The organism is Acidiplasma cupricumulans, from assembly GCF_001402935.1.
In the GTDB taxonomy this organism is placed as follows: Archaea; Thermoplasmatota; Thermoplasmata; order Thermoplasmatales; family Thermoplasmataceae; genus Acidiplasma; species Acidiplasma aeolicum.
Genome location: NZ_LKBH01000039.1, coordinates 1 through 5,394, shown reverse-complemented (window position 1 = coordinate 5,394; position 5,394 = coordinate 1). Strand labels below are relative to the sequence as shown.

The window sequence follows — 5,394 nt, the reverse complement described above, 5'->3', positions numbered from 1 at the left end:
TAAAAATTTTAAAGTTTTATGATTAAACTAAACCTAAAAATTATCATTTTGTTATCTTTAATGATATATAAATCTTGTAGAAGAAATGGTAAATGTTATACCTGACCGATATCAGGATATAGAATGTTATTATCAATATTTTACTTCTTCAGGTGTCTTTCGAACCATTCCGTTTTCCTTCTAATCCTGTCGACCATGTTCTTGGGGACGCCCGTCCTAGCGTGTTCGTGGTTGTCACCGGGATATCTAACCAGCACTGATTCCACACCGTTCATCTTCATTGCAACGTGAAACTGTTCGGCCTGCTCTATTGGGCATCTGTAATCTTCTTCCCCAGTTATAAGCATTATTGGCGTTTTCGATTTCTTCACGTAACTGATTGGCGAAAAGTTCATGAGTTTCTGCATTCCCTCCTTTGAATATGGATCTTTCAAATCAAGTTCTAGGGCGTTGAACCAGAATCCTATGTCGCTAGTTCCTATCATGCTGAATAGATTTGATATGGATCTCTCTGATATTGCACAGGCAAATTCGTTAGTCTGCGTAACTATCCAATTCGTCATGTAGCCGCCATAAGATCCCCCTGTTACTCCTATTTTTCCTGTGAGGCCATACCTGGATCTGCACTCCTGAACGAACTTAAGTAGATAGTGCATATCTCTGCCGCCCCAGTCGCCTATGCACGCCTTCTCATATTCCTGCCCGTATCCTGAACTTCCTGGAGGATTGCAGAAGAGTATGTTGTAACCATTTCTGTAGAAATACTGAAATTCTATGAAGTACGTGTTTCCGTAAGCCGTGTGAGGGCCTCCATGTATGAAGAGTATGGACGGGTTCTCCTTTGAAGATACCATGGCGAAGCATTCTCCACCATCCAATTCAAATGAATCAGCCTTTACGCCCATCACGCCGGGATTAAGATCGTAATCAGTACCAAAATTGACAACGGAAAGATTTTCCATGTCCGAATAAACATAAGCAAGTGAATCTTTGAAATCGAAATCCACTATATTCCTGTTCTCTGGTGTTATCCTTTCCGCCTTATCACCGATCCTGTAAACATATGATGAGGATCTCTCCTGCCCGATGGCGTACAATGCATCGCCGTCAAAGACTAGGCGATAGTGTGATCCGCCGAAAGAATCACCTATTACCGAGTTGGCTGCATCATTTCCCAACGGTATTTCAATGCCTTCTTCCGGAAAGATGATGTTCGATACCCTTCCCACATCAAGGCCATAGTAACCAGAGAAGGCTATCCTCCCGGACTCTGAAACAGAGAAGTCATTCACTTCTGCAGGCTCTTTGGTTATCCTCTTTAGCTTCTTTCCGTCCGCATCGATTTCAAACAGATCTATGAGGCCATAATCATTGGAATTCTCAGTAGTGGATATTATGATCCGTCTAGCGTTGGACCTTATTGCGATAACATCGAAATGACCAGAGTATATCTTCTCAGGTTTTTCATGAATCCTGTAAAGCGAATTGAAGGATCGCAGGAGACCGCGGCCGTTGAACCTGTACTTTATATCAGTTGCTTCAAATGGTTGGGTGTTATCAGCGGTGTCCTGTGCTATGACGTAGACCTCTTCACCAATGTATGCGTACTCCGATATCTTGGCAAAGGATGCGATCTCCCTGGGCTCCGATATGCCATCCATGCGCATCAGCGACTCTTTATCCTTCGAATACTTGACAAAAAAGAGCGCTTCTCCATAGGCCTTTGGATACCGCTCATTCCCTCCAAATGTAACCTGAACAACCTTTCCCGATCTATCCACCTTCTTTATCACGGAATGGTACTCATCGTCTTTTATATATTTCTCAGTAAAATATGCCCATCCTCCGCCAATGGATATATCAGTGGCAAACCGTATCCTGTAGGCTTCTGATGGGTCCATAAATATAAATTGTCATATAATATTTAAAAATTAGCCTTATTACGCCGTCTCCAGAGGCGAAATGTTTTAATAGCATGAAAGTGATTGACATTCATGCAGACCACAAGAAAAATGGCAACGGATAGCCTTATGGTGCTGATCACGGTCTTCGCGATCGGCGCACTGCCTGCATTTACCTAAGACTTTGATAGATCTTCCTATACTTTTGCCTCCGCAACCATAATATCGAGTCTAAAGATTCATTAGTATTATCTCCGCATCTTGATAAGCGGGTATGCAGTAGGTATAACGATATTCAGCCTTCTAGGGGGATTCCTTTTCGTCAGGTTTTCATCAAAAACTATCGTGGTGATATCTGTTCTATTCTTATCGATATTCACAATTAGGGCTAGCTACTCCGTGACTTGCCTCGAGCTTTTAATTTTCATAGTTCTGGGCGGTTTTAAGGTTGGAATATTCTAGGCAACTTCGGTTGCATTCCTTGGCGATGCGAATCCAAAGTCAAGGGGAAGAGGCATCATGGTCTGGGGTGTCATGGCAGGAATCGGTCTTCTTATGGCACCTTACATATTCCTACCATTCAACCACAATTATAAGCTGCCATTACTCATTTCGTGAATAATAGGCTTAGGATATCATTGATATTCTATGGATGCATACCTAACGTGTACAATGTGGAGAAGAAATCCAAGAACCCCCTGAGTGATATAGTGAACGGCTACTCAATATTCACAATTATTGCCATGTTCTTCTTTGGCTTCCCACTTCTCAACGTTCTACACTAATTCAATTTTTATGACCTTAATTTTTAATCTTTTTCATTACCACAATGTGCTCATTAAGCATTGTATTCATGGTTTCACCAGCAACATTTGTAGGGCTATTCTTTATAGGCATCCTTTTATTTGGTATTTCCCTTATATAAGTATTTATATGGTCAAAACCATAATATTCAAAGAAATCCTTTATTGCCTCTGATGTAGGCAATATAACAGAGCTTACTGTCCTATTGGCGACAACATAGCATGAATATCCATTTAGCTTAATAATTTTAGAGACATTTTTAATTGACATTTGTAAATCATTATAAAAAGATGCAACCTCCAATGCCCTTTTATTATTTTTAGATGCTATTATATTTATAGCTTCGTTTAAAGTTTTTGATGGAAAATCAGGAATGGACTTTAATTTTATTCCACCCATAAGTTTTTTATCAATATTTTCATTGATTAGAGATAACCATTGTGATGATAACCTTGAATATTGGCCATATGCAACTGTTGTATGGGAATCACCATATGGTGGGGATGTCACTACAATATCAGCATAGTCTTCTTTTATATTATTATTAGGTATTTCATTTACAGAGTTGTACCCATATATTTTTATTTCAGGCATTTTATCTAATTTTTTAATTTTCCTTATAAATTCCGCCAATCCTTTTACATTTCTATGGAGCTTTTCATTTATAATTATAAATGGATCAGGATTCCATTTACTTAATTTTTCTTTACTATATCTAAATAATTTAAATTCATTTCTTCTAGTGTTTGAGCTTTCTCTTACAGTTTCACTGAATGCTATTTTAAAAAATAGATTTATATGATCGTCTTCTATTAAATTTATAAATGCCTTGATTTTGCCCAGTTTTATTATAACATTATTATTAAACCAGAAATCTATATTTTTTATTTCAGGTATTTCTGGTTTTAAGTTATTAACTTTTTCATTAAATTCTTCAATGCATTCTAAAAGTTTCTTTATATTTATATTGTAATCTGATTTAGACTGTGCTATAAGCCTAGCTAAAGGATTTAAATCAGTGCCTATGCCATCTATACCCATGAGCATCCCTTCTACTAATGAAGTACCTGTTCCGCAGTAAGGATCAAATAATGTTTTTGCTTCTTTGCCATATATTGATAATAACTTATTTGCAACTTGAGGTATCATCCTTGCAGGGTAATCATGGTAAATATGTGTATATCCTCTTGTATTTGCGTTATTGAATGTCCAATCATCCACTTTAGTTATTATGCTATCACCTCTGACATGGAAAAAATTAATGGTAAATCCTTTTCATGAACTCTAAAGCCGGTGCCATGGTTTCTAGCCATTGTGCCTTTGTCATGGAGCCTTAAATCTATTAATATAACTCCATTCTTAATGCTTTCTTTTAAAATATCCTTAGTTGTACCTTTTAATAATAATGCTTTATAGAATTCAAAGTATTCATCATCTCCCCTAAATTCTGATCTGGCATAAACTAATACTAAGGCAGGTATCTTATTGTTAAATTGCTCTTGAAGGTCAGAAAATTTCCATCTTACTAGTACATTGCCGTCAATATGCCTTACAGAAACCGCATCATTTTCTAAATATAAATATAATCCTGCGCTGTTTTGGGTGAAGCTCATTGTAAAATAAAGGCCAAGCCTGCCATTGATATCTTTTGTCCCATACCTTTTAACAGCCTCTAAAGGATCCATTATCCATGCGCCCCTATTAAAGGTAAACAATGTAATCATATTATCTGAATTATATCTATGTGCTTTTAGTTCTGCTCCTTCGAGATCTGGTAGATTAATATTATTTTCCTTTATTCCAAGATATGTTTCTAATGTTTTGCCTACGCCAGTAGGGCCTTTTCTTAATGATTTTATAAACCCCAGTTTTTTTATTTTATTAAAACTAGTAATAAATTCATTAATATCCATTAATCCACCTATGATTATCTTTCAAATAAATTTAAACATTTGTATATTAATAAGAAATCATGAAAAACAATAAATTTATTAAGGAATTCATTTCAGGATATGACACTATGGTATATTGTGTTTAATACACTGATAACAGGCAAGACTGCTAGGATATGGGAAGAAACAACTGATCGGAGGAATATATGATATATAGGAATAGACATAGCTAAGAAAAAGTTTGATTACTGCATTATAAATAATGAAATGAATAAATTAAGAACATTATAATTATAAATAATAACAATGGTTTCAAAGAGTTTTTAAAAATAATAGAAGTGTAATAGATTAAATGACAATAAATTAATGATAGCATGCTTCAATAAGCTATTGAATACCATATATTCCGTAATGAAGAATAATACCAATTTTAAGGATCCAGAAATAATAAATTAAACAATAACATTCGAAAATATCAAGGAGACCAGAGTAAGCTCTAACAATTATGTATAATAAATAAAAATAGTAAAATTAATATGGTATACTATTTCATAAGTGCTTCTATTTTTTCCTTTATTGTCTGTTCTATTATTTCATCAACATTCGACATGTTTATATTGCCATATTCCATATTTTATTACCTACTGTTGTTACAAGAGATATTTCTCCATGTTATTTAATGATCATTTCATTATTAACATGGGGATTTATATTAACACAAAATATGGTACACAACCAAAAGATTAGCTGATTACAGAACAATAATACATAAAAACATCTATAAGGACCTAGATTAT

At 35.3% G+C, this 5,394-nt stretch carries 3 protein-coding genes; all 3 read right to left on the bottom strand.

Annotation, left to right across the window (positions count from 1 at the left end):
• Nucleotides 1-140: 140 nt before the first annotated feature.
• The 3 genes from AOG55_RS01565 to AOG55_RS01555 all read right to left on the bottom strand — a co-directional run bounded on the left by AOG55_RS01565 (nt 141) and on the right by AOG55_RS01555 (nt 4,618).
• Nucleotides 141-1,901, bottom strand: a complete 1,761-nt coding sequence (locus AOG55_RS01565) for an alpha/beta hydrolase family protein (RefSeq protein ID WP_055040801.1) — start codon at nt 1,899-1,901, stop codon at nt 141-143.
• Nucleotides 1,902-2,702: 801 nt separating this feature from the next.
• On the bottom strand, nt 2,703-3,926 hold the full coding sequence (locus AOG55_RS01560; protein ID WP_197065872.1) for a hypothetical protein: 1,224 nt from the start codon (nt 3,924-3,926) through the stop codon (nt 2,703-2,705).
• 8 nt (nt 3,927-3,934) lie between these two features.
• Complete coding sequence (locus AOG55_RS01555) at nt 3,935-4,618, bottom strand: MvaI/BcnI family restriction endonuclease (RefSeq protein ID WP_055040800.1); 684 nt, start codon at nt 4,616-4,618, stop codon at nt 3,935-3,937.
• Nucleotides 4,619-5,394: the final 776 nt, after the last annotated feature.

Excerpts from the sequence above, each read along its gene's own strand:
- AOG55_RS01555 (WP_055040800.1), bottom strand. The coding sequence starts at position 4,618 with ATGGATATTAATGAATTTATTACTAGTTTTAATAAAATAAAAAAACTG.
- AOG55_RS01565 (WP_055040801.1), bottom strand. The coding sequence starts at position 1,901 with ATGGACCCATCAGAAGCCTACAGGATACGGTTTGCCACTGATATATCC.